General features: G+C 75.5%; 20 protein-coding genes. 13 read left to right on the forward strand and 7 right to left on the reverse strand.

Going from position 1 to position 22,599, the window contains the following annotated elements:
• Nucleotides 1–4: 4 nt before the first annotated feature.
• A complete protein-coding gene (locus tag BM048_RS01520) occupies nt 5–1,468 on the reverse strand; it encodes an aminotransferase class I/II-fold pyridoxal phosphate-dependent enzyme (protein WP_239078652.1) in 1,464 nt (487 codons plus the stop codon).
• Between the two features lie 188 nt (nt 1,469–1,656).
• Between BM048_RS01520 and BM048_RS01525 the strand changes: the two genes are divergently transcribed.
• The 11 genes from BM048_RS01525 to BM048_RS01575 all read left to right on the forward strand — a co-directional run bounded on the left by BM048_RS01525 (nt 1,657) and on the right by BM048_RS01575 (nt 15,114).
• Entirely contained in the window at nt 1,657–2,505 is an 849-nt protein-coding gene (locus tag BM048_RS01525; RefSeq protein WP_090030061.1) for a nitrilase-related carbon-nitrogen hydrolase, read from the forward strand.
• Nucleotides 2,502–3,917, forward strand: coding sequence for a dihydropyrimidinase (hydA, locus tag BM048_RS01530; protein WP_090030063.1), 1,416 nt, complete (start codon nt 2,502–2,504; stop codon nt 3,915–3,917). Before BM048_RS01525 ends, hydA begins: the two co-directional genes overlap by 4 nt.
• Before the next feature lie 45 nt (nt 3,918–3,962).
• Complete coding sequence (locus tag BM048_RS01535) at nt 3,963–4,994, forward strand: TIGR03842 family LLM class F420-dependent oxidoreductase (RefSeq protein ID WP_090030065.1); 1,032 nt, start codon at nt 3,963–3,965, stop codon at nt 4,992–4,994.
• Nucleotides 4,991–5,869, forward strand: a complete 879-nt coding sequence (locus tag BM048_RS01540) for an ABC transporter permease (RefSeq protein WP_090030067.1) — start codon at nt 4,991–4,993, stop codon at nt 5,867–5,869. The genes BM048_RS01535 and BM048_RS01540 overlap by 4 nt, the downstream gene beginning before the upstream one ends.
• Nucleotides 5,866–6,813 (forward strand): ABC transporter ATP-binding protein, encoded by a 948-nt coding sequence (locus tag BM048_RS01545; RefSeq protein ID WP_373308389.1) that lies wholly within the window; start codon nt 5,866–5,868, stop codon nt 6,811–6,813. The genes BM048_RS01540 and BM048_RS01545 overlap by 4 nt, the downstream gene beginning before the upstream one ends.
• Nucleotides 6,810–7,667, forward strand: a complete 858-nt coding sequence (locus BM048_RS01550; RefSeq protein WP_239078651.1) for an ABC transporter permease — start codon at nt 6,810–6,812, stop codon at nt 7,665–7,667. The genes BM048_RS01545 and BM048_RS01550 overlap by 4 nt, the downstream gene beginning before the upstream one ends.
• An 80-nt stretch (nt 7,668–7,747) precedes the next feature.
• Complete coding sequence (locus tag BM048_RS01555) at nt 7,748–8,911, forward strand: ABC transporter substrate-binding protein (RefSeq protein WP_090030071.1); 1,164 nt, start codon at nt 7,748–7,750, stop codon at nt 8,909–8,911.
• Nucleotides 8,912–9,022: 111 nt separating this feature from the next.
• The gene (locus BM048_RS01560; RefSeq protein ID WP_090030073.1) at nt 9,023–10,462 is read left to right on the forward strand and encodes an aspartate aminotransferase family protein; all 1,440 of its coding nucleotides are present in this window, start codon (nt 9,023–9,025) and stop codon (nt 10,460–10,462) included.
• Nucleotides 10,459–11,220 carry an SDR family oxidoreductase gene (locus BM048_RS01565; protein WP_090030074.1) on the forward strand — a complete coding sequence of 254 codons (762 nt, stop codon included), beginning with the start codon at nt 10,459–10,461 and terminating at the stop codon, nt 11,218–11,220. The genes BM048_RS01560 and BM048_RS01565 overlap by 4 nt, the downstream gene beginning before the upstream one ends.
• 244 nt (nt 11,221–11,464) lie before the next feature.
• Entirely contained in the window at nt 11,465–13,273 is a 1,809-nt protein-coding gene (locus BM048_RS01570; protein WP_090030459.1) for an ABC transporter ATP-binding protein, read from the forward strand.
• Nucleotides 13,270–15,114, forward strand: coding sequence for an ABC transporter ATP-binding protein (locus BM048_RS01575; RefSeq protein ID WP_090030076.1), 1,845 nt, complete (start codon nt 13,270–13,272; stop codon nt 15,112–15,114). The genes BM048_RS01570 and BM048_RS01575 overlap by 4 nt, the downstream gene beginning before the upstream one ends.
• Nucleotides 15,115–15,164: 50 nt before the next feature.
• Here the strand turns inward: BM048_RS01575 and BM048_RS01580 are convergent, their stop codons facing one another.
• Genes BM048_RS01580 through BM048_RS01590 form a run of 3 tightly spaced genes read right to left on the reverse strand, consistent with a single transcriptional unit; the run spans nt 15,165 to nt 18,868 of the window.
• Nucleotides 15,165–16,094 carry a CE1 family esterase gene (locus tag BM048_RS01580; protein WP_203708708.1) on the reverse strand — a complete coding sequence of 310 codons (930 nt, stop codon included), beginning with the start codon at nt 16,092–16,094 and terminating at the stop codon, nt 15,165–15,167.
• A 32-nt stretch (nt 16,095–16,126) separates the two neighbouring features.
• Nucleotides 16,127–18,583, reverse strand: coding sequence for a bifunctional lysylphosphatidylglycerol flippase/synthetase MprF (gene mprF / locus BM048_RS01585; RefSeq protein WP_090030078.1), 2,457 nt, complete (start codon nt 18,581–18,583; stop codon nt 16,127–16,129).
• Entirely contained in the window at nt 18,584–18,868 is a 285-nt protein-coding gene (locus BM048_RS01590) for a hypothetical protein (RefSeq protein WP_090030080.1), read from the reverse strand.
• 177 nt (nt 18,869–19,045) lie between these two features.
• On the opposite strand from BM048_RS01590, the gene BM048_RS01595 reads away from it, so the two are divergent.
• Both BM048_RS01595 and BM048_RS01600 read left to right on the forward strand, forming a co-directional pair.
• Nucleotides 19,046–19,252, forward strand: coding sequence for a hypothetical protein (locus tag BM048_RS01595; RefSeq protein WP_090030082.1), 207 nt, complete (start codon nt 19,046–19,048; stop codon nt 19,250–19,252).
• 51 nt (nt 19,253–19,303) lie between these two features.
• Nucleotides 19,304–19,831 (forward strand): phosphoribosyltransferase, encoded by a 528-nt coding sequence (locus BM048_RS01600; protein WP_090030463.1) that lies wholly within the window; start codon nt 19,304–19,306, stop codon nt 19,829–19,831.
• 24 nt (nt 19,832–19,855) lie between these two features.
• Here the strand turns inward: BM048_RS01600 and BM048_RS01605 are convergent, their stop codons facing one another.
• From BM048_RS01605 to BM048_RS01615, 3 genes are read right to left on the reverse strand one after another with little or no spacing between them, the layout of a single operon-like run.
• Nucleotides 19,856–20,632, reverse strand: coding sequence for an HAD hydrolase-like protein (locus tag BM048_RS01605; RefSeq protein WP_239078650.1), 777 nt, complete (start codon nt 20,630–20,632; stop codon nt 19,856–19,858).
• Entirely contained in the window at nt 20,629–21,336 is a 708-nt protein-coding gene (locus BM048_RS01610) for an HAD hydrolase-like protein (RefSeq protein ID WP_090030084.1), read from the reverse strand. Before BM048_RS01610 ends, BM048_RS01605 begins: the two co-directional genes overlap by 4 nt.
• A gap of 34 nt (nt 21,337–21,370) precedes the next feature.
• Entirely contained in the window at nt 21,371–22,213 is an 843-nt protein-coding gene (locus BM048_RS01615; RefSeq protein WP_139224266.1) for a hypothetical protein, read from the reverse strand.
• Between the last annotated feature and the right edge of the window lie 386 nt (nt 22,214–22,599).

Genomic DNA, 22,599 nt, shown 5'->3' on the forward strand with positions numbered 1-22,599 from the left:
ACCGTCAGGCCCGGGCGGCGAGGGCCAGCGCGGCCGCCACCTCGGCGGTGCCCTCGCGCAGCGCGCCCACGGTCACGCGCACGTGGGGCTCCCCGGCTCCCGGCCCCGCGCGGTACGGGGCCCCCGGTGACACGCGGACGCCGGCGGCCTCGAGGTGGACGAGCGCGGCGGCCTCGTCGCGGACCGGCACCCAGAGGTTGATGCCGTCCCCGGGCGTGACGACGAGCCCGTGCGCGGCCAGCGCGTCGACCAGGGCCCGCTGCCGGGCGAAGTAGACGCGGCGGGCGTCCGCCACGGCGTCGAGCGCGTCGGCGTCCGTGAGCAGGTCGACGAGCGTGTGCTGCAGGAGCCGACTCGTCCACCCCGGGCCCAGCATGCGGCGCCCGACGAGCGCGTCCAGGACGGCGGCCGGCCCGCCGACGGCCGCCAGCCGCAGGTCGGGTCCATGGGACTTGGAGTAGGACCGCACGTGCACCACCTGCGCGGGCAGGTGCGCCCCCAGGCTGACGTCGCGCGACGAGGCGATCTGGCCCGAGTGGTCGTCCTCGACGACGACCACCCGCCGCTGGCGGACACCCTCGTCGGAGGCCGCCCGCGCCGCGTGGAGCCGGACGACCGCCGCGAGCTCGCGCGCCCGCGTCGTCGTCAGGCTCACCCCGGTCGGGTTGTGCGCGCGGGGCTGCAGGACCACCGCGGCCGCGCCGGCGGCGAGGGCCGCGGCGAGCGCGTCGGGCCGCACCCCGGAGCGGTCGAGCGTCATCGGCACCCGCTCCAGGCCGAGCTGGTCCAGCAGGTCGAACAGCGGGGGGAAGCCCGGCTCCTCCACCGCGACCCGGGCGCCGTACCGGGCGACGACCTCGAGCGTGCGCCCGATGGCGTCCATCGCGCCGTCGACGACGGTCAGCCGGTCCGGGGCGAACGGCCACGACGCCCGCAGCAGCGCCTCCAGCCGCGGGACGAGGGGTGCGTCGAGGTAGGAGCCGGCCTCGTCGAGCCGTGCCGCCGCGGCCGCCCGCGCGACGGCCGGGCCGAGCGCCGGGAGGAGGGCGGGGTCGGGCGTGCCCCGGGACAGGTCCAGCCGGGCGGGGGCGCCCGCGGCCATCCGCCGGTAGCGCGGCGGCAGCCACCCGGCCGGCTCGGCGAGCACGAAGGTGCCCGCGCGGCCGCGGGAGGCGACGAGCCCGACGGCGGACAGCGCCCGGAACGCGCCGGACACCGTCGCGGGGGAGACGCCCAGGGCCCGCGCCAGCTCGCGCACCGTGGGCAGGCGGTCGCCGACGGCCAGGTCGCCCGCGCGCACGCAGCGCGCGACGGCCGCCGCGATGCCCCGGGGGCTGCGGTCCTCCACGTGCCGGACGAGGTCGACGACGCCGCCGCCCCCGACGTCACCCCCGACGTCACTCCCGACGTCGCCCTGGATGACGGTGGTCACGCCCGACGGCGCGGGCGGGCTCGCGGTGGTGCTCACGGCGCCCATCGTGCCCGTGCGCCACCCGGGAGGGGGACGTGCGCGAAGTGTTTACACGCGGACCGCCGGCCGATGCACGGCGGAAACCGGGAGAAACGCCGCAGAAATGTTCAGGGCCCAGGGTCACATTCCTCAGCCCCGGGCACGCCCGGTCGCCGCCACCGACGAGAAGGACGGACGAGCGCCGCATGAGCACTGTGAGGGTCGCGTTCACCCAGGCCACCTGGACCGGCGACAAGGAGTCGATGATCGCCCTGCACGAGGGGTGGGCCCGCGAGGCCGCCTCCGCGGGTGCCCAGCTCATCGCGTTCCAGGAGCTGTTCTACGGGCCGTACTTCGGCATCACGCAGGACACGGCCTACTACGACTACGCCGAGACGGTCCCGGGGCCGACGACGCAGCGGTTCGCCGCGCTCGCGGCCGAGCTCGGCCTCGTCGTCGTGCTGCCCATCTACGAGGAGGACCAGCCCGGCGTCCTGTACAACACGGCGGTCGTCATCGACGCGGACGGCACGGTGCTGGGGAAATACCGCAAGCACCACATCCCGCACCTGCCCAAGTTCTGGGAGAAGTTCTACTTCCGGCCCGGCAACCTCGGGTACCCCGTGTTCGACACGGCGGTCGGGAAGATCGGCGTGAACATCTGCTACGACCGGCACTTCCCGGAGGGCTGGCGCGTGCTCGCGCTCAACGGCGCGGAGATCATCTTCAACCCCAACGCCACGGCCCCCGGCGTCTCCAACCGCCTGTGGGAGATCGAGCAGCCCGCGGCGGCCGTCGCCAACGGCGTCTTCGTCGTCGCCAACAACCGCGTCGGGCTGGAGGACAACGAGTACGGCACGGAAGCCGTGAACTTCTACGGCTCCTCCTACGCCGTGGGCCCCGACGGGAACTACGTGGGCGAGATCGGGTCGTCGACGGAGAGCGAGCTGCTCATCCGGGACCTCGACCTCGAGCAGGTGCGCACGGTCCGCGAGCGGTGGCAGTTCTTCCGCGACCGCCGGCCCGACGCCTACGGCCCGATCGTGGCGCCGTGAGGACGCTCATCACCGGCGGCACGGTGGTCAACGCCACCGGTCGCGGCGCCGCGGACGTCCTCGTCGACGGCGAGACGATCGTCGCGCTGCTCACGCCGGGCTCGACGCTGCTCGGCGTCGACCTGGCCGCGAGCGTGGACCGGGTCGTCGACGCCACGGGCAAGTACGTCATCCCCGGCGGCATCGACGCCCACACGCACATGGAGATGCCGTTCGGCGGCACCTTCGCCTCCGACACCTTCGAGACCGGCACGACGGCGGCGGCCTGGGGCGGGACGACGACGATCGTCGACTTCGTCGTGCAGTACGCCGGCGAGCAGCCGCTGGAGCAGTACGCGGCGTGGCACGAGAAGGCGGCCGGGCACTGCGCGGTCGACTACGGCTTCCACCAGATCCTGTCCGACGTGCAGGACTCGTCCCTGCAGGCGATGGACGAGCTCGTCGCCGAGGGCGTGACCAGCTTCAAGCTGTTCATGGCCTACAAGGGCGTCTTCCTGTCCGACGACGGCCAGATCGTCAAGGCCATGCAGAAGGCTGCGGACAACGGCTCGATGATCATGATGCACGCGGAGAACGGGTCGGTGATCGACCTGCTGGTGCAGCAGGCGGTGGCCCGGGGCGACACGGACCCGGTCTTCCACGGGCTCACCCGGCCCTGGCAGGCCGAGGCCGAGGCCACCCACCGCGCGATCATGCTGGCCGACCTCACCGGCGCGCCGCTGTACGTCGTGCACGTCTCGGCCAAGCAGGCGGCCGAGCAGATCGCCGTCGCCCGGGACCGCGGCCAGAACGTCTTCGGCGAGACGTGCCCGCAGTACCTCTACCTGTCGCTGGAGGAGCAGCTCGGCGCGCCGGGCTTCGAGGGCGCCAAGTGGGTCTGCTCGACGCCCCTGCGCAGCCGGGCCGAGGGCCACCAGCACCACATGTGGCGCAGCCTGCGGACGAACGACCTGCAGCTCGTCTCCACCGACCACTGCCCGTTCTGCATGACGCAGAAGCAGATGGGGCTGGGCGACTTCTCCAAGATCCCCAACGGCATCGGGTCCGTCGAGCACCGCCTCGACCTGCTCTACCAGGGCGTCGTCACCGGGCAGATCACGCTCGAGCGCTGGGTGGAGATCTGCTCGACGACGCCGGCGCGCATGTTCGGCATGTACGGGCGCAAGGGCGTCCTCGCGCCGGGCGCCGACGCGGACGTCGTCGTGTACGACCCCGCGGGCCACACGTCGATCGGCCTGGGGAAGACCCACCACATGCAGATGGACTACTCGGCCTGGGAGGGCTTCGAGGTCGACGGCCACGTGGACCTCGTCATGTCCCGCGGCGAGGTGCTCGTCGAGGACGGGCAGTTCCGCGGGCGCGCCGGGCACGGGCGGTACGTCAAGCGCGAGCTGTCGCAGTACCTGGTCTGACGCGTCCAGCCCCTGACCGCTCCCCCCGACGAGAGGAGGCCCGCCGTGCAGTTCGGCGCCGTCCTGCAGACCAACCCCCCGGCCTCGCGCACGGTCGAGCTCGCGCGCCTGGCCGAGACGCACGGCTTCAGCCACGTGTGGACGTTCGACTCCCACCTGCTGTGGCAGGAGCCGTTCGTCATCTACTCCGCGATCCTCGCGGCGACCCGGAAGGTCGTCGTCGGGCCCATGGTGACCAACCCGGCGACGCGGGACTGGACGGTCCTGGCCTCGCTGTTCGCCACGCTGAACGAGATGTACGGCAACCGCACGATCTGCGGGATCGGCCGGGGCGACTCCGCGGTGCGGACGCTGGCCGGGAAGCCGTCGAACCTCGAGGCGCTGCGCGACTCCGTGCACGTCATCCGCGAGCTCGCCAACGGCCGCGAGGTCGAGCACAACGGCCGCGTCGTGCGGTTCCCGTGGAGCGAGGGGTCGGCCCTCGACGTCTGGGTCGCGGCGTACGGGCCCAAGGCGCTGCAGCTGACGGGCGAGGTCGGGGACGGCTTCATCCTCCAGCTCGCCGACCCCGACATCGCCGCGTGGATGATCGCGGCGGTGCGCGGCGCCGCCGAGGCGGCCGGCCGCGACCCGATGGCCGTGAAGTTCTGCGTCGCGGCGCCGGCGTACGTCGGCGCCGGCGACTCCCCGGCGGCGCGGGCGCACATGCGCGAGCAGTGCCGGTGGTTCGGCGGCATGGTCGGCAACCACGTCGCGGAGATCGTGTCGCGCTACGGCACCACGTCACCCGTGCCGCAGGCGCTGACCGACTACGTCGCCGCGCGGCAGGGGTACGACTACAACCAGCACGGCCGCGCCGGCAACACGCACGCCTCCTTCGTGCCCGACGAGATCGTCGAGCGGTTCTGCCTGCTCGGCAGCCCGCGCGAGCACGTGGAGAGGCTCGAGGCGCTGCGGGACCTCGGCGTCGACCAGTTCGCGGTGTACCTCCAGCACGACAACAAGGAGGAGACGCTGCGGCAGTACGGCGAGCGGGTCATCCCCGCGATGCGCGAGGCCGTGGTGGCGACGCGATGAGCCGTGCCGCGCGTGCGGTGCGGCCGGTGCTCGTCGGCCTCGCCGCGCTGCTCCTGGCCGGGGTGCTGTGGGAGCTCGTCAAGGTCGTCGTCCCGGACACGGGCCTGCACCTGGGCGAGGCCAGCGTGCTCCCACGCACGGACGACGTGGCCATGCCCCACGTGTGGGACGTCGCCGCGCGGATGCTCGAGCCCGAGACGGGGGCGAGCGGCGCCCCGTCGGTGCTGGTCGCGACGTTGCACGCCGCCTGGTTCACGCTCGGCGTCTCCCTCGTCGGCTGGGCGCTGGGCGTCGTCGGCGGGATGGTGCTCGCGGTGCTCATGCAGCGCTGGTCGCTCGCCGAGAGCGCGGTCCTGCCGTGGGTGGTGCTGTCGCAGACCGTGCCGCTCGTGGCGCTGGCGCCGCTCGTCGTCGGGTGGGGCGGGCGGCTGCAGCTCGGCGCCTTCGCCTGGGAGCGGTGGATGTCGGTGGCCCTCATCGCCTCCTACCTGGCGTTCTTCCCCGTCGCGGTCGGGGCGCTGCGCGGGCTGAAGTCCCCGACCGACGCGCAGGTCGAGCTGTTCCGGGCCTCGGCGGCCGGCTGGGGGCGGACCCTGCTGTCCCTGCGGCTGCCGGCGGCCGTGCCCCACCTGCTCCCGGCCCTGCGCCTGGCCGCGGCCACGGCCGTCGTCGGCGCGATCGTCGCCGAGGTGTCCACCGGGACCCGCGGCGGCATCGGCCGCCTGATCATCAGCTACGCGCAGGCCGCCTCCGGCGACCCCGCCAAGCCCTGGGCCGCGATCGTCGGCGCCGCCGCGCTGGGCCTGCTGGCCGCCGGCGTCGTCGGGCTGCTGGGCGCCGGCCTGCGCCGCTACCGCCACGCGGAGGTGTCATGAGCGTCCCCGTCCCCATGACGGGCCCCACGACGAGCCCGGCGACGAGCCCGGCGACGAGCTCGGTGACCGGCCCGGCGACGAGCACCGCGACGAGCACCGCGGCCGGCGGCGCGCACGTGAGCACGCCGCCCGCCGCGGCGGTCCACGCCGTCGGCGTCGGCAAGGTGTTCACCACCCGGGCGGGCACGGTGACCGCGCTGCAGGACGTGCACCTCACCGTGGCGGCGGGGGAGTTCGTCTCGCTCATCGGGCCGTCCGGCTGCGGCAAGTCGACGCTGCTGCGGCTCGTCGCCGACCTCGACACCCCCAGCTCCGGCGAGCTGACGGTGTTCGGCAAGAGCCCGCGGGTGGCGCGGGAGGCGCAGGACTACGGCATCGCCTTCCAGCAGGCGGGTCTGCTGCCGTGGCGGACCGTCGCGGCGAACGTGGCGCTGCCGCTCGAGCTGCACGGGGTCGGGCGCCGGGAGCGTGCGGCGCGGGCGGCGGAGCTGCTGGCACTCGTCGGGCTGACGGACTTCGCCGCGCACTTCCCGCACCAGCTCTCCGGGGGCATGCAGCAGCGGGTGGCGATCGCACGGGCCCTGGCGGAGCGGCCGAGCCTCCTGCTCATGGACGAGCCGTTCGGCGCGCTCGACGAGATGACGCGCGAGCGCATGCAGACCGAGCTCGTGCGCCTGTGCGCGGAGAGCGGTGCCGCGGTCGTGTTCGTCACGCACTCCATCCCCGAGGCGGTGTTCCTGTCGGACCGCGTCGTGGTGATGTCGCCGCGGCCCGGGCGCATCAGCGCGGTGGTGCCCGTCGCGCTCGCCGCCACGGACAGCCGGACGGAGGACCTTCGCGAGGACCGCGCCTTCTTCGACGCGGTGACCGCGGTGCGGGAGGCCCTGCACGCGGGGTCGCGTGGCGCGGGGCCCGGGTCCGCCCGCGGGGTGGACCTGCGGTGACGGGCACGGTGACGGGCACGGTGACGGGCACGGTGACGGGCACGGTGACGGGCACGGTGACAGGCACGGCGACGCGCACGTCGACGGGTGCCGTGACGGGCAGGGTGCTGGGGCGCCGGCTCGCGCCGGTGCTCCTCGGGGCGGCGTTCCTCGCCGCGTGGCAGGCGCTCGTCGTCGGCGCCGGGATCGAGCCGTACCTGCTGCCCAGCCCCACGGCGATCGGCGCGGAGCTCGTCGAGGTCGCGCCGCTCGTGCTGCAGGCGTCGGTCGCGACCGGGACGAACGTCCTCGTCGGGATGCTGGTCGGAGCGGCGCTCGCGGTGGCGGCGGCGGTCGTGGCGGCCCGCAGCCGGCTCGTCGACGCGGTGGTCTCGCCCACGGCGGCGGCCCTGGCCGTCATGCCGGTCGTCGCGCTGGCGCCCGCGCTCAACACGATGTTCGGCACCACGTCGACGACCCCGCGGCGGGTGGTCGTGGCGGTGGTCGTGTTCGCGCCGGTGTTCGTCAACACGCTTCGCGGGCTGCGGCAGGTGCAGCCGGTGCACCGCGACCTCCTGCGCGCGTACGCGGCGTCGTCGGGTCAGCTCGCGCGCGTCGTGACCGTGCCCGGCGCCGTGCCGTTCCTCTTCACGGGCCTGCGCATCGCCTCGTCGACGGGGGTCATCGCGGGCCTCGTCGCCGAGTACTTCGGCGGCCTGCAGAACGGGCTCGGCACCCGCATCACCTCCGCCGCCGCGAACAGCGCCTACGCCCGCGCGTGGGCCTTCGTGCTCGGGGCCGTCCTGCTCGGCCTCGCGTTCTACCTGGTCACCCTCGCGGCGGAACGGCTCGTCGCCCGCCGCCGGGGCGCCTGACCCGCCGCCCACCCCTCACCCTCCGCACTCCCGCCCCTGCGGGGCCCCTGCCGGCCCCGCCCACCGAGAAGAGGACGACGATGACGCGCACCCCCCGCGCCGCCCTGCGCCTGACCGCCGCCGGGCTGGGCCTGGCCCTCGCCCTGACCGCCTGCAGCAGCGGCGGCGGCGACGCCGAGCCCGCCGCGAGCGGCTCCGGCGGCGAGGGCGGGCTGACGCCCGTGAAGCTGCAGCTCCAGTGGTTCACGCAGGCGCAGTTCGCCGGCTACTACGCGGCGCTCGAGCAGGGCTTCTACGAGGACGCCGGCCTCGACGTCGAGATCGTCGAGGGCGGGGTGGACATCGTCCCGCAGACGGAGCTCGCCAACGGCGCCGTGGACTACGCCATCGCCTGGGTGCCCAAGGCGCTCGCCTCACGGGAGCAGGGCGCCGGCATCACCGACGTCGCCCAGATCTTCCAGCGCTCCGGGACCCTGCAGGTGTCCTTCGCCGACGCGGGCATCGACAGCGCGGCCGACCTGGCGGGCAAGAAGGTCGGCAACTGGGGCTTCGGCAACGAGTTCGAGCTCTTCGCCGGCATGACCGCCGCCGGGCTCGACCCCGCCACCGACGTGACGCTCGTGCAGCAGCAGTTCGACATGAACGCGCTGCTCAGCGGGGAGATCGACGCCGCCCAGGCGATGACCTACAACGAGTACGCACAGGTGCTGGAGGCCGAGAACCCGGAGACGGGCGAGCTCTACCGGCCCGAGGACTTCTCCGTCGTCGACTGGAACGAGGAGGGGACGGCGATGCTCCAGGACGCCATCTGGGCCAACTCCGAGCGGCTGGCGTCCGACGAGGAGTACCAGGAGACGACCGTCGCCTTCATCAAGGCGAGCATCCAGGGCTGGGTCTTCGCCCGGGACGAGGCGGAGGCGGCGCGCGACCTCGTCGTCGCCGCGGGCTCCCAGCTCGGCAACAGCCACCAGCTGTGGCAGGTCAACGAGGTCAACAAGCTCATCTGGCCCTCGCCGGACGGCATCGGGACGATCGACGAGGACCTGTGGGACCAGACCGTCGAGGTCGCGCTGACGGCGAAGAACGACCAGGGCGCGACCGTCATCACCGCCGAGCCCGACGCCGAGGCCTACACCAACGAGTACGTGGAGCAGGCGCTCGCCGAGCTCGAGGCGGAGGGCGTCGACGTCACGGGCGAGGGGTTCCAGCCCCTCACCGTCACGCTCGAGGCCGGCGGCGCCTGACGGCCCGTCCACGTCGTGGGGCCGGACGGCGTGACCCGTCCGGCCCCATGATGGGCCCGTCCCGCCGCACCACCGGCACCACCCGCTCCACCCGCACGACGAGGAGACGTCATGACCCAGCTGTCCGACCCGCCCGCGACGACGGGGGCGGTGCCCCGGGGGCCCGTCGGCGCCGGCGCGGACGACGACGCCCGCGCCCTGGCCCTCGACCGCGCGCACGTGTTCCACTCCTGGTCGGCGCAGGCGCAGCTGTCGCCGCTGGTCGTCGCCGGGGGGTCGGGCAGCCACGTGTGGGACCACGCGGGCCGCACCTACCTCGACCTGTCCTCCCAGCTCGTCAACACCAACATCGGCCACGGGCACCCGGCGGTCGTCGCCGCCATCCAGGAGCAGGCGGCGCGCCTGGCGACCATCGCCCCGGCGACCGCCAACCTCACGCGCGGGCTGGCCGCCGAGCGGGTCCTGGCCCACGCGCCCGAGGGCTTCACCAAGGTCTTCTTCACCAACGGCGGCGCCGACGCCAACGAGAACGCCATCCGCATGGCGCGCCTGCACACCGGGCGGGACAAGGTCGTCTCGCACTACCGCAGCTACCACGGCAACACCGGCGCGGCGGTCGTCGCGACGGGGGACTGGCGCCGCGTGCCCAACGAGTACGCGCGCGGCCACGTGCACGTCTTCGGTCCCTACCTGTACCGCTCGGAGTTCTGGGCGACGACCCCCGAGCAGGAGTGCGAGCGCGCCCTGCACCACCTCGAGCGCGTGGTCCAGTCCGAGGGGCCCGACAGCATCGCCGCGATCCTGCTGGAGTCCGTGCCCGGCACCGCGGGCGTCCTCGTCCCGCCGCCGGGCTACCTCGCGGGCGTGCGGGCGATCGCCGACCGGTACGGCATCGTGCTCGTGCTCGACGAGGTCATGGCGGGCTTCGGCCGCACGGGGCGCTGGTTCGCGCACGAGGCCCACGACGTCGTCTGCGACCTCATCACCTTCGCCAAGGGCGTGAACTCCGGCTACGTCCCGGCCGGCGGCGTGGCGATCTCCGCACCGATCGCGCGCACCTTCGACGACCGCGTGTTCCCCGGCGGGCTGACCTACTCCGGGCACCCGCTGGCGATGGCGAGCATCGTCGCCACGATCGACGCCATGGAGGCCGAGGGCGTCGTCGAGCACGCCGCCGCGATCGGCACCGACGTGCTCGGGCCCGGGCTCGCGGACCTCGCCGCCCGCCACCCGTCCGTGGGGGAGGTGCGCGGGACGGGCGTGTTCTGGGCCGTGGAGCTCGTCGCCGACCCGGTCGCGCGCACGCCGCTGCCACCGGCCGTCATGGCGCAGGTGAAGGCCGGCATGCTCGCCCGCGACGTGCTGCCCTTCGTGCAGGACAACCGCGTGCACGTGGTGCCGCCGTGCGTCGTCACGCCCGACGAGGTCCGCACGGGTCTCGCCGCACTCGACGAGGTGCTCGGCGAGGTGGCGGACGCGGCGGTGACGGGCGGCGCGACGGGCGCGACGCCCGGTCCGACGGGCGCCACGACGACCGGGGCGCGCGCGTGAGCGCGGCGACGGGGGCGCGCTCCCGCCGCGCGCTGGTCACGGGCGCGTCGGCCGGGATCGGCGCCGCCACCGTCCGCCGGCTGCGCGCCGACGGCTGGGACGTCCTGGCGACCGCCCGCCGGACGGACCGGCTCGAGGCGCTGGCCGCGGAGACCGGGGCGCAGACCCTGCGCGTGGACGTCACCGACGACGGCGACGTGGCGGCGCTCGTCGAGCACCTGCGCGCGACGGGCGGCCTCGACGCCGTCGTCAACAACGCCGGCGGCGCCCTCGGTCTCGAGCCCGTCGCGGAGACGGACGTCGAGCAGTGGCGGGCGATGTACGAGCTCAACGTCCTCGGGACCCTGCGGGTGACGCAGGCCGTGCTCCCGCTGCTGCGCGAGGGCGGCGGGGACGTCGTCGTCATCACCTCCACGGCCGCGCTGGCGCCCTACCCGGGCGGCGCCGGCTACACGGGCGTCAAGCACGCCGCCCGGATGCTGGCCGAGACCCTGCGCTGGGAGCTCGTGGGGGAGCCCGTCCGCGTCATCCAGGTGGCGCCGGGCGCGGTCGAGACGGAGTTCTCGCTCGTCCGCTTCGCCGGCGACGAGGAGCGCGCGGCGAAGGTCTACGAGGGGTACAGGCCGTTGTCCGCCGACGACGTGGCCGACGCGATCGCCTGGACGCTGTCGCGGCCGGCGCACGTGAACGTCGACAGCCTCGTCATCCGGCCGCTCGCCCAGGCGACGAACACCGTCACGGCGCGCGCCACGACCTGACGGTCCGCGGGGCACGACCACGGGGCCCCTCCGGGCACGCCGGCACCGGGAAGCGTTTCCGGACCGGCGTGCCTAGGGTGGTCGCGTGCACCAGACCTCCACCGCGGTCCGTCCGGAGGGCGGGCACCGGGGACCGGCCGACGTGCACCGCGTCCCGGCGACGACGACGACGCCCGTCGGCTCGTTGTCCACCACGCGCTCGCTGCTGCGCCTGCTGCGCTGGGCCCGTCCCGTCGTCCCGCGGATGATCCTGGGCACGCTGACGTCGCTGGGCGCCAGCGTGCTGGCGCTGCTCGTCCCGCAGGTGCTCCGCGCGCTGGTCAACGGTCCGCTGCTGGGTGCGGGGTCCCGGGCGGCGGTCGTCGGGGCGGCGGCCGTGGTCCTCCTCCTCGGCGTGCTCGAGGCGTTCCTCGTCTGGTGCCGGCGGGCGCTCGTCGCCATGCCGGGCACGGGCGCGGAGAACGACATGCGCCGCGCGCTGTTCGGCCACCTGCTCGACCAGCCGTTGGCGTTCCACGACCGATGGTCGGGCGGGCAGCTGCTGTCCCGGTCCATGTCGGACCTCAACGTCGTGCGGCGCTGGCTCATCTTCGCGCTGGTCATGCTGGTGGTCTCGGTGACCACCGTCGTCGTCGGCCTCGGCCTCATGTTCTGGACCGCGTGGCAGCTCGCGCTCGTGTACCTCGTCGGGGCCGTGCCGGTGCTCGTCCTCGGGTTCTCCTTCCGCGAGCGGTACAAGGTCGTCGCGCGGCGCGCCCGTGACCAGCAGGGCGACCTGGCCGGCCGGGTCGAGGAGTCCGTGCACGGCATCCGCGTGCTCAAGGCGTTCGGCCGCGGCGAGGACGCGCTGGAGGACTTCGTCCGGCAGGCCGACGAGCTGCGCGGCACCGAGATCGAGAAGGCCCGCACCCTGTCACGGGTGTCGCTGGCGCTGGGGGCCATCCCCGAGCTGGCCCTGGCGGTGTCCCTCGTCCTCGGCGTGTGGCTCGCGTCGCAGGGGCAGGTGTCGGTCGGCGCGCTCGTCGCCTTCTTCGCCACCGCGGCGGTCGTCAACGGGCCGGTCGAGCGCATCGGCGCGCTGCTGGCCATGACCCTGGACGCCAAGGCCGCGACCGACCGGTTCGTCGAGGTCATGGACACGCCGTCGACCGTCGTCGACCCGCCGCACCCCGTCCCGCTGCCCGCGCCCGGTCCGCGGGGCAGCCGCGTCGAGCTGCGCGGCGTCCGCTTCTGGCACCCGGGCAGCCCGCAGGCGCCGGTGCTCGACGGCGTCGACCTCGTCCTCGAGCCCGGCACGACGACGGCCCTCGTCGGGCTGACGGGCAGCGGCAAGACCACCCTCCTGCAGCTCGTGCCGCGGCTGGCCGACGTCAGCGGCGGCCAGGTGCTGCTCGACGGCGTCGACGTCCGCGACCTGACGCGGGCCGACGTGCGCGCGGCCGTGTCCGTCGCCTTCGAGGACCCGGTCCTCTTCTCGGCGTCCGTGCGGGAGAACGTGCTCCTCGGCCTGCCCGACGAGCCCGCCGGCCCGGACGCGGCGGAGCGCGAGCGGATCCTGGCGCAGGCGCTCGACGTCGCGTCGGCGGGGTTCGTCGCCCGGCTGCCCGAGGGCGTCCAGACGCGCGTGGGGGAGGAGGGCCTCAGCCTGTCCGGCGGCCAGCGGCAGCGGCTCGCGCTCGCCCGCGCCGTCGCGGCCCGGCCGCGCGTCCTCGTGCTCGACGACCCGCTGTCGGCGCTCGACGTGACGACGGAGGCGGCGGTGACCGCCCGGCTGCGTGAGGTCCTGCGGGGGACGACGACGCTCGTCGTCGCGCACCGCACGTCGACGGTCGCGCTGGCCGACCGCGTCGCGGTCCTCGAGGACGGCTGCATCACGGGCGTCGGCACCCACCGCGAGCTCCTCGCCACGCACCCGCACTACCGCTTCGTCCTCACCGCCATGCGCGACGAGCCGGTGCTGCCCGACGAGGGGGACGAGCCCGACGAGCACGACGAGCACGGCGGGCCCGACGAGCACGGCGGGCCCGGCGCGCACGGGGAGGTGCGCCCGTGACCGCCACCGCGCAGCGACCCCCGTCCGGCAGCGGGCCGGGCGGCCCGGCCGGGCGCGGGGGCGACGAGCCCGACGCCGAGGGCCCGGGCCTCGCCGAGGGGAGCCGGCCGTCGCTGCGGCTGCTCGCCTCCGTCCTGCGGCCGGTGCGGGGGCGCGCGCTCGCGACCGCCGCGCTCGTCGTCCTCAGCCAGGTCGCCGTCGTCGCCGGCCCCCTGCTCGTGGCCGCCGGCATCGACCGCGGGCTGCCGGCGTTGCGGGACGGCGACCCGGTGCCGCTCGCGCTCGTCGGCGGCGGCTACGTCCTCGCGGCGGTCGCGGCGGGCGTGCTGAGCGCGGCCGTCGTGCGCGCCTCGGCCCGCGTGAGCCAGGCGGTCCTGCTCGACATGCGCGCCCGCGTCTTCCGGCACACCCAGCGCCTCGACCTGGAGTTCCACGAGCGCTACACCTCGGGCCGGATCATCTCCCGGCAGACCTCCGACCTCGACGCGGTCCGCGAGCTGCTCGACGGCGGCGTCACCACGCTGGCCACCGGCGCGGTGCAGATGCTGCTCACGGGCGTCTCGCTCGTGGTCCTGGACCTGCCCAGCGGCCTCGTCCTGCTCGTCGCCGTCGCCCCGGGGGTCGTCCTCACCCGCTGGTTCCAGCGCCGCTCGCAGGCCCAGTACCGGCGCACGCGGACCGCGTCGGCGCGGGTCATCGTGTCCTTCGTCGAGACGATGACCGGCATGCGCGCCGTGCAGGCGTTCCGGCGCGAGGCCGCCTCCGCGCGCACCTACGGCGCCCTCACGGAGGACTACCGGCAGGCCACCGCCGACTCCCTGCGCACCAACGGCACGTTCGACATGGGCCTCACGCTCATCGGCAACGTCACCGTCGCCGCGGTGCTGCTGGTCGGCGGCCTGCGGGTGCTCGACGGCGACCTGGCCGTGGGCGTGCTCGTCGCCGCCGTCCTCTACGCCCGCCGGTTCTTCGCGCCGCTGCGCGACGTCGGCATGTTCTACAACTCGTTCCAGTCCGCGGTGGCGGCGCTGGAGAAGCTCGCGTCCCTGCTGGCCGAGGTGCCCACCGTCCCCGACCCGGCGCGGCCGCAGCGCCTGGAGCACGTGCGCGGCGAGATCCGCTTCGACCACGTGTCGTTCGGCTACGGCGACGGGCCGACGGTCCTGCACGACGTCGACCTGCACGTCCCCGCGGGCCAGACCCTGGCCCTCGTCGGCCCGACGGGCGCCGGGAAGTCGACGGTGGCCAAGCTCCTGGCCCGGTTCTACGACGTGCGCACCGGCGCCGTCCGGCTGGACGGGGTCGACCTGCGCGACGTCGCGCCCCACGACCTGCGGCACGGCGTCGTCATGGTGACCCAGGAGGCGTACCTGTTCTCCGGGTCGGTGGCCGACAACATCGCCATCGGCCGGCCGGGGGCCTCGCGCCCCGACATCGAGGCGGCCGCGCGGGCCGTCGGCGTGCACGACCTCGTCGCCGGCCTGCCGCGGGGCTACGACACGGACGTCGACAGCCGCGGCGTGCGGCTGTCCGCAGGGCAGCGCCAGCTCGTCTCGTTCGCGCGCGCGTTCCTCGCCGACCCCGCCGTCCTCGTGCTCGACGAGGCGACGAGCTCGCTGGACGTGCCCGGGGAGCAGGTCGTGCAGGAGGGCCTCGAGCGCCTGCTGCGCGGCCGGACCGCGGTCATCATCGCCCACCGCCTGTCCACGGTGATGAACGCCGACCGGGTGCTCGTCGTCGAGGACGGCCGGGTCGTCGAGGACGGGTCGCCGGCGGCCCTCGTCGGCCAGGGCGGCCGGTTCGCCGGCCTGCACGCCGACTGGCAGGCCTCCCTGCGCTGACCGCAGGGGAGGGGCGGCGCAGCGATCGGGCAGGGGGCCCGCTCAGGACGTCACCGAGCCGCAGGGTCTCCGATGCCGAGCACGCGCACCACGAGCTCGGCCGTCGGCACGGTGCCGGTCCGCCCGAGCCGCGCCGGCGCCCGGGCCGGACCCGGCACGGTGTGCCCGCCGCCGTGCACGGTGCACAGCACCACGGGTGGCTGCCCCTCCTGCGCCCAGGTCAGCAGCTCGGCGGTCGTACCGCGGGGACGGCCGCCGCGAGCGCCCGTGCCCGTGCCGGTGCCTGTGCCTGTGCCGGGGAGCGTCTCCGCCACCGGCGGTCCGGCCAGACCGTTGCGGTCCGCCAGGTACGCCGCGGTGGCCGGTGCCGACAGCGACGTGCCGTCGACGTGGAAGACCCGCCGCGCCCACCACGGCACCCGGCCGCCGCGGTAGGGGACCACCCGGTCGGCCGTGCCGTGCACGAGCAGCACCGGCACGGGCCGCTCCGCCCGCCCCACGGGCAGCAGGAAGTCCGCCGGCACCGGCATCGTCATCGCCACCACGGCGGCGCCCGCCAGCGGATGGTCCCGCTCGTGCAGCAGCCGCAGCGCCATGAGCCCGCCGTTGGAGAACCCGACGGCCAGCACGCGGCGGGCGTCCGTCCCGTGGCTGGCCGCGAGCCGCTCGGCCACCGCGTGCACGAACGCGACGTCCTCGACCCCGTCCTGTCGCGCCGGGAACGCGTTCGCGCGGCGGGCGTCGTTCCAGTTGCCGCGGTACCCGTCGAGGTAGGCCACGACGGCTCCGTGCCGCACGGCGAGCCCGTCGAGCGCGCCGCCCGTCGCCCGGCGCAGGGCCGCGCCGTCCTGGCGCGACCCGTGCAGCACGAGCACGAGGTCGCGCCCCGCCGGTCCGTCCGGCGCCCCGACGACGAGCGCCGTCCGCTCGAGCCCCCCGGCCCGCACGGTCACGCGCTCGGGCCCCACGCCCTCAGGCACCACGCGTTCGGCAGCCCGACCGGGGGTCGGCGTCACGCGGCGCTGTCGGCCGGGACCTCGACGGCCGCCTCCGACCGCTGCGTGGGCACGACCGGCTCCGACGAACGCGCCCGGCGCGCCCAGACCCGCGTCCGCGCCCGGCTGCGGGCCGCCGGCCAGAGCCGGCGCACCACCGAGGCGTCGACGGTCCGCAACCCGGCGGACATCCCGCGCACACCACCGCCGATGAGCGTCGCGACGTTGAGCATCGTCGTCGGGAACGCCGGACCGGGCGGCGCGGCGACGTACCGCTCCTCCCAGCGGGGGTGGAAGCACTCCTTGAAGTGCCGCACGCCCTTGAAGTTGTAGAAGGCGTCGCCGTGCGTGAACACCAGGCGCCCGATGCGGTCCCAGAACGGTGCCGTGGCGTCGGTGCGCAGGCCCGACAGCGGGGCCATGCCGAGGCTGAACGTCGCGTAGCCGCGCGCCTTCGCCCACAGCATGACCTCGAGGAACAGGTAGTTCATGACGTTCGGCACCTCGGTGCGGACCTGCCGCATGAGGTCGATCGCGACCTCGCCCTCCCCGTCGCCGACCCACAGCGTCGCGAACGCGACGACCCGGCCCTCGAGCCGCACCACGGCGACGGGGAACCGCACGACGTAGTCCTCGTCGAAGGGCCCGAGCGAGAACCGCTTCTCGGACGCCCGCCGGCCCGCCAGCCACTCCTCGGAGACGGCCCGCAGCTCGGGCAGCAGGGCGGGGACCGCCTCGGCCGGGACGACCTCGACGGTGCAGCCGGCGCGCTCGTTGATGCTGCGCCAGCGTCGCATCTTCGCCCGGTCCCGGCCCTCGAGGCCGAAGGACCCCAGGTCGATGAGCGCCTCCTCGCCCAGCTTGCTCAGGCCGAGGCCGAGCTCGCGGTACGTGGGCGCCAGGGCGTCGCCGACGCCGTACAGCACCGGCCGTCCGTCGTGCCGCTCGGCCCGCTCGACGAAGGTCGTCAGCAGCTCGCGGAACTGCGCCGGGTCGCCGACGGGGTCGCCCATGCTGACCCAGCTGCGTCCCTCGACCTGGTACATGAGGAACGCGTCGCCACCCGCGCTGAAGAGCAGGCGCTTGTCCCCGGTGAAGGCCAGGTGGGCGCTGGCCCTCCCGAAGCGCCGCACGACGTCCTCGGCCCGCGCGAGGTCCTCCTCACCGCCGGTGGCGGGTCCGGGCACGACGGGTGCCAGGAGCCGGGCGCCGGCCAGCAGCAGCCCGACGAGCGCGACGAGCGCGACGAGGCGCGCCGAGACGGGGTGCGAGCCGCCCACGACGAGCCCCCACCACGACCCCTGACCGTCGTCGGTCGGGTGCAGGGCGAGCCACGCGAGCGCCGTCGTGGCGGTCCCGCCGGCCACCGCCGACCAGGTCCAGCCGCGCGAGTGGTGGAACACGTGGCTGCGGCGGCCGAACACCGGCGCGGCCGGGACCATGAGGGCGAGCAGGCCGAGCGACACCAGCCCGGTCACGCGCGCGCCGACGAGCAGGCACACGGCGGTGAGCGCCACGAGGACGACCACGGTCCCGAGCCAGGCCTCGTGCAGCCGACGACGGAGCCCCAGGGCGAGCAGCACCAGCCCCACGCCGAGCAGGCTCAGCGTCGGCCCGGAGTGCGCGGGCAGCCGGTCCACCAGACCCGGGATCTCGCCGGTGACGACGAGCAGCGCGCCGGCGCCCGCCACGACCACGGCGAGCACCCAGGGCGTCAGCAGGCCGGTGCGCTGCACCAGCTCGGACCGGGACGAGCCCGTCGTCTCGTCGCGTCCCCGGCGGGCCTCCAGGGTGACGAGCACGACCGCCGCGACGAGCAGCGGCAGCACGTAGTAGACGATCCGGAAGGCGACCAGCGCGGGTGCCAGCACGAGCGGGTCCACCGTGCCGGCCAGGAGCACCAGGAGGGCCGCCTCGAACACGCCGATGCCCCCGGGGACGTTGCTGAGCAGGCCGAGGAGCGTCGCGATCGCGAAGGCGGCGGCGAACGGCACGAACGCGACGTCCAGGCCGACGGGCAGCAGGACCCACAGCGCCGCCGCCATCGTCGCCACCTCGAGCGTCGACAGCACCACCTGCGCCACGGCCAGCGGCCTCGACGGCCGGTCGATCCGCCAGTCGCGCCACCGCACGGCCCGCCCGCCGCGACGCGCCCAGCCCACGTAGCCGGCGACGGGCAGCAGCAGCGCCACCCCGAGCGCCGCGGCGACGCCCGGTGCGACCCGGAGCGCCTCGCCGGTGCGGTCCGGTGCGGTGAGCATGCCCAGCGCCGACAGCACGGCGAAGCCCAGCCCCAGCGTCACGAGGTTGAAGCCCACGATCCGCGTGATGGCGAACGCGGGCACCTGCCAGGCCGAGTACACGCGGGCCCGCAGCACGGCCCCCACCACGGCGGAGGCGCCCGTGGAGTTGCCGAAGGCGGTCGCGACGAATGAGGCGGCGGCGTACCGGCGGTAGGGGAGCCGGTGCTCCACTTACCGCAGCGCCAGCGCGTCGTATCCGGTCATGGCGAGGTAGGACACCGCGGTCGCGACGACCGCCAGGACGAGTGCCGGCGCACCGAGGGCGGCGACGTCGTGAGGCAGCTGCGACCACCGGTACCCGTCGAGGGTGCGGTGCAGCTGGAGGATGGCCACGCCGAGCACGCCGGCCACGAGGACCGGGGCGAGCGCTCGGCGCAGTCGGCGCAGGCCCGTCCGCGGCCGGTGGCCGGAGGGCCGGTGGCCGGGGGGCGTCAGGGGTGCGGTGGTCGTCTCCATGGCACGGTGACCGATCGGCCGGACGGGCGACGTCGTGAACGAACGCGCGCTGCGGATCACCCCCCGCGGCCCTCGCCGGGGCCGGCGGACGAGTGGTCGTCGGCCCCGCCGGGCCCGCCCCCGCACGTCGTGCGCGACCGTGGGACGACCGGACGACGTCGTCACAGGAGGCCTCGCATGTCCGTCCCCGCCCTCTCCTCGAGCGCCCTCGCGCTCCAGCTCGTGCACGTCGCCTACGCCGCCACCGGCGAGCTGCCGACGCCCGGTCTGCCGGACGTCCCGGCACCGCTGTCGACGTCCCCCGCACGGGCACCTGCGGCCACCCCCACGGACGCCCCGCGGCTCGACGAGGCCGTCGGGCGGCACCTCGACGTCACGGCCTGACGACGGGGTCGGCACGGTCCGCCGGCCGCGCGGCCCCCTAGGGTGGCCGCCATGACGACGACCGAGGCCGGTCCGGGCCAGGCCCTGCCGGACGACCGCGAGGTCATGACCTACGAGGTCTTCGGCGAGGCGGCGCGCGCCGTCGCGCAGGCCGTCGTCGACTCGGGCTACGACCCCGACATCGTCGTCGCCGTGGCGCGCGGCGGGCTGCCCGCGGGCGGCGCCGTCGCGTACGCGCTCGGCACCAAGGCCGTCGGCACGCTCAACGTCGAGTTCTACACGGGCGTCGACCAGCGCCTGCCCGATCCCGTCCTGCTCCCGCCGCTGCTCGACACCGCCGCGCTGAAGGGCCACCGCGCGCTCGTCGTCGACGACGTGGCGGACACGGGGGAGACCCTCGCCCTCGTGCGCGAGCTCATGGCGCAGCACTGCGACGAGGTGCGCACGGCCGTGCTGTACGCCAAGTCCCGCTCGGTCATCGACCCGGACTACGTCTGGAAGCGGACCGACCTGTGGATCACGTTCCCGTGGTCCGCCCTGCCGCCGGTCGAGCGGTCCGCGCCGAGCAGCACCCCCTGACGCACGGGCGGCCCCAGCCGGCCGCTACAGCTCGTCGCCCAGCCCGAACTGGCGCAGCACGGCCCCCGCCAGATCGCGCGGCCCCCGCACGAGCCCGACCGCCCCCGCGTCGAGCAGCTCGTCGGCCGAGCCGTACCCGTACAGCACCCCGAGCGTCGCGATGCCGTGCGCCGCCGCACCCGCGACGTCGTGCTCGCGGTCGCCCACCATGACCACGTCCCGCGGGTCCGCCGTGCGCTCCGGACCCAGCCAGGCCAGGGCCTCCGCGATGACCGACGCCTTGCTGCCGCTCTCGTCCAGCGGCGCCCCGAAGACGGCGTCCACGAGCCGGTCGAGCCCGAACTCCCGGCACACGGGCCGCGCCAGCACCTGCGGCTTGGACGTCGCGACGACGAGCACGACCCCCTCCATCCGCAGGCGCATGAGCGCCTCGACGACCCCGTCGTACACCTGGGTGCGCCACAGCCCGGTCCGCGCGAACTCCTCCTGGTAGTGCGTCACCGCGGCCTCGAGCAGCTCGGCGGGCACGCCGTGCGCGGGCATCGAGGTCGTGATCGGCGGCCCGACGAACCCGCGCAGCGCCGCGTCGTCCGGCACCGGCAGGCCGAGGGCCGCGTACGCCGCCCGCACCGACGCCACGATGCCCTCCACCGAGTCCATCAGCGTGCCGTCCAGGTCGAGCAGCGCGACGGGCCCCGGGGACAGGCCCTCCGGCGCGGGAGCGGTCACGAGGTCCGCGGCCATCGTCGCCGGCGTGATGCGCGGGTCGCCGGGGTACAGGGCGCTGGGGGAGGACGTCACGCGACGATCCTCCCCGACGCACCGACGGCGGCGAGCACGGCGGGCGCCAGCTCGTCGACCGAGGCCAGCACGCGCTCGGCGCCGGCCGCCGCGAGCTCATCGGGCGGCGCGTACCCCCACCCCGCCCCCAGCGTGGCGATGCCGTGCGCGGCCGCGCCCACCACGTCGTGCCGCCGGTCGCCGACCATCCGCGTCCGGGCGGGCGCCGGCACCCGACGCGGCCCCAGCGTCGCCAGCGCGCGCCCGACGACGGTCGCCTTGTCCGTCGGGTGGTCCTGGTCGAGGTCCCCGAACACCGCGTCGACGAGGGCGTCGACCCCGAACCGCGCGCAGATCTCCTCCGCCCGGTCCTGGACCTTCGACGTCGCCACGGCGAGCGTCAGCCCCGCCGCCCGCAGCTCCGTCATCGCCTCGACGACGCCCGGGTAGAGCCGGTTCCGGTACTGCCCCACCTCGGCGTAGTGCGCCCGGTACAGCGCGATGCCCTCCGCGACGCGCGCCGCCGGCACGCCGTGCGCGAGCAGGTTCTCCGTCAGCGGCGGCCCGACGACGTCGGCCAGCTCCTCGTCGGACGCCACCGGCAGCCCCAGCGTCTCCAGCACGACGCGGTAGGACCCGACGATGCCGGGCCCGGACTCCGTCAGCGTGCCGTCGAGGTCGAGCAGGACGAGGGGGGCAGGACCGTCGGGGCCGGGTGCGCGCACACCCCAGTCTCGCCCGGTCGCAGCACCCCTCGCCTCAGGAGGAGCGCGTCGCGCGGGCCGCGTCCGCCGCCTCCCGCTCCTCCACGGCCGCGACGAGCCCCTCGACCGCGCGGCGCAGCGCCGGGTCGACGTGCTCGCGGTGGTGGCGGGCGACGTGGTCGAGCACCGCGCGCGCCGCCGGGCCGTTGCGGTCGTAGCCCGGCACCATGGCGGCCAGGGGGAGCGACGGGTACGCCCGCTCGACGCCCCGCTCCGCCGCGAAGGCGTCCTGCCGCGCGCCGCGCTCGCCGCGCTCCTCGGCGGCCAGCTCGGCGAGCCGCAGCACCCGGTCGACGGCGTGGACCTGGACGAGCCGGGTGGCCGCGAGGCGCTCCCCCCGCAGGTCCCGGTGCAGGCCGACGAGCAGGTTCGTCAATGCCTCGGACACCTGGTGCGCCACGTCCCCCCCGTCCCTCGGAAGGGGACGTGCGGGTACCTCGAGCCCCTCCGGGGCGTCCGGCCGCCGCCACACGACGCGAGCCGGCGGGTAGGCGGCCGACCGCAGCGCGGCGACGGTGAACACCGCGTACTCGGCGTACACGCCGTCCTCGAACAGCGCCTTGCGGCCGTCAGCGGTGTTGGCGAAGCTGAACGCCAGCGGTGCGGCGCCCTCCAGCCAGTCGAGCTGCTCGAGGAAGCGCGGCTCCGCCCCGTCCTCGACGACCACGAAGAAGTCGAGGTCCGAGTGCTCGTCCAGCCGGTGCCGGTCGGTGCCGACGGACCCGAGCCCGAGGAGCGCCAGGGCGCCCGGCGTCCGGGCGAGCCGGCGGCCGATGTCGTCCAGCCGGTCCAGCAGGCGCTGCGGCGTCACGGGCGGGTGGGGCTGCGGAGACGTCACGACGTCGTCCCTCCGTCAGGTCGACGTGTCGTCCCGCGCGGGCCGTCCCGCCGGGGTCGCGACTGCTCGGTCCCATCCTGGCCCGGCGGCGCGGTCCCGGGAAGTCCGCCGCACGCCGCAGGACGGCGCATGTGGCTACCATGGCCGCACAGGCGTCGACCCGGCCATCACCGGCGAGCCTCCGGAAGAAAGGACTGCGCGAGCGGTCCCGGTAGAACCGGACGGGCAGGCCCGTCACAGCCGACGACGAGTGGTCGGACGCGTCGCACGCCGCAGGGCGGGCGACGGGCCCGGCAAGCGAGGTGGTACCGCGGTGGCCCGGCCGGTCCGGGTCCGTCGTCCTCGTGCGCCCGGCACGTCACGCACCCCGGCGGGTGCGGCAGGAC

The sequence above is a fragment of the Cellulomonas marina genome, from assembly GCF_900111925.1.
GTDB lineage: Bacteria > Actinomycetota > Actinomycetes > Actinomycetales > Cellulomonadaceae > Cellulomonas > Cellulomonas marina.